The sequence below is a fragment of the Herbaspirillum sp. B65 genome (assembly GCF_000333555.1).
Lineage (GTDB): Bacteria > Pseudomonadota > Gammaproteobacteria > Burkholderiales > Burkholderiaceae_D > Herbaspirillum > Herbaspirillum rubrisubalbicans.
Genome location: NZ_BADI01000919.1, coordinates 1 through 1745, shown reverse-complemented (window position 1 = coordinate 1745; position 1745 = coordinate 1). Strand labels below are relative to the sequence as shown.

Here is a 1745-nt window from a genome sequence, read left to right as displayed (position 1 = left end):
GCGGTCGTGAGCCAGCACACCGCAGCACAAGACTTGCTTGCCGCCACCGTGAGCGAGCAAGCCGCGCGCGTGGATGGCCTTGCATCTCTGGATCAGGGCGTGCCGCAGTTACTCTCAAGCGCGCCAGCGGCCGCCGCGTCGGCATCCTCGGCGACAGTCACGCCTGGTCCGCAGCCGATATTGCCGGCACTGCCGAGTCTCACGCCTGCGGTTGCTGCCACGCCGTCGCAGTCCGTGCCCTGCCCACCGTCGACACCTGCTACACCCTGCCCATCCCCAACGCCGTACCAGGCGCCCTGCTGGAGCACCGACCTGGTGCCGCTGGCCGAGGCCTTTCCACCTGACGTGAAAATCACCTTGTCGGATTGCGTACCGGTGCCGGTGTCTTCGCTGGTGCCATCCAAGGACGTGCCGGGCTTCGCTTCGGTGCCGGTACCGAAGCCAGCGCCTGCCGTGACGCCCGTGGTCCCTCCCGAGCCTGCCCCCATTTCTGCCCCAGTGCCTGCCGTTGCTCCTGCCGTCTCCCTTGCGGTGACGCCGGCCAGTTCGCCTGTGAGTGCCCCTCCTGTGGCGGCGCCGTCGCTCTACGTCGCGCCGCTCGCTGCAGTCTATGTGCCGGCACCGGAGGAGCCGGCCATCCCGGACAGCAATTTCCGCAGTCTGCGCGACGATGACAACGCTTTTCATCTCAACGGCGGCCGCACGATCAACTTCGCCCCCAACCAGATCAAGGCGCTCAACAGTCAGCCGGGCTGCCTGATCGGCACCGATGGCAATGACCTGCTCGATCCCAACCTCGGCACCTCCAACTCCAGCGTCAACGCCCAGGCCGGGCCTTTCAGGCGATTGGCCGGTGGCGGCGGTGACGATGTGATCAATGGCAGCAAGGGTGACGACATCCTCTGGGGTGGCGACGGCAAGGATCTCCTGTGGGGAAAGGAAGGGGATGACCAGCTTTATGGTGAGAACGGCGACGACCAGTTGATAGGCGGAGACGGTAACGATCTCCTCTCGGGTGGCGCCGGCGCCGACCGCATTTTTGCCGGCCTGGGCAATGACCGCATCTGGGGTGGCGATGGCGATGACGAACTGTACGGTAATGACCTGAGAGCCGGCGTGACCAAGGGACTGGAACCGGGCCAGACCGATGATGACCAGATCGTCGGTGGCGCCGGCAACGACAGTATCTCTGGAGGTCTCGGCAACGACCAGCTATGGGGCGGTATCGGCAACGACAGCCTCTATGGCGACGAGGGCGACGACAAGCTCTATGGCGATGAGGGCAATGACCGTCTCTACGGCGGCGCCGGTAACGATGTGCTGCAGGGCGGGGATGGCGATGACGTCCTCTATGGCGACTACATGCGCGCCTATGCCGCCGCGACCAACGATATCGGTGGTGACGACCTGATCTATGGCGGAGCCGGCAACGACTCTCTCTATGGCAGCGTGGGTAATGACTTGCTCGACGGTGGCAGCGGCAACGACTACCTGGAAGGCGGAAAGGGCGATGACACCTATCTGGTCGACTGTAGCGGCGACACCGTGGCCGAAAACGCCAACGAAGGCCACGACACGGTTATTGCTTCTTGCAGCCTTACCCTTGCCACCCACGTCGAAGACCTGCACCTGGCCGAGGGCGGCAACTTCAATGGCAGCGGCAATACGCTCGACAACCTGATTACTGGCAACAGCCAGGACAACCTGCTCGACGGCGGCCAGGGCGCCGACACCATGATCGGCGC

General features: G+C 64.6%; 2 protein-coding genes. One reads left to right on the top strand and one right to left on the bottom strand.

What is annotated here, in order from left to right; translation table 11 throughout:
* Positions 1 to 92 precede the first annotated feature (92 nt).
* On the bottom strand, positions 93 to 488 hold the full coding sequence (locus tag I5W_RS21620; protein ID WP_044530780.1) for a hypothetical protein: 396 nt from the start codon (positions 486 to 488) through the stop codon (positions 93 to 95).
* 64 nt (positions 489 to 552) lie between these two features.
* On the opposite strand from I5W_RS21620, the gene I5W_RS21615 reads away from it, so the two are divergent.
* Positions 553 to 1745: calcium-binding protein (locus I5W_RS21615; protein WP_305809664.1), on the top strand; the 1193-nt coding region annotated here is incomplete at its 3' end.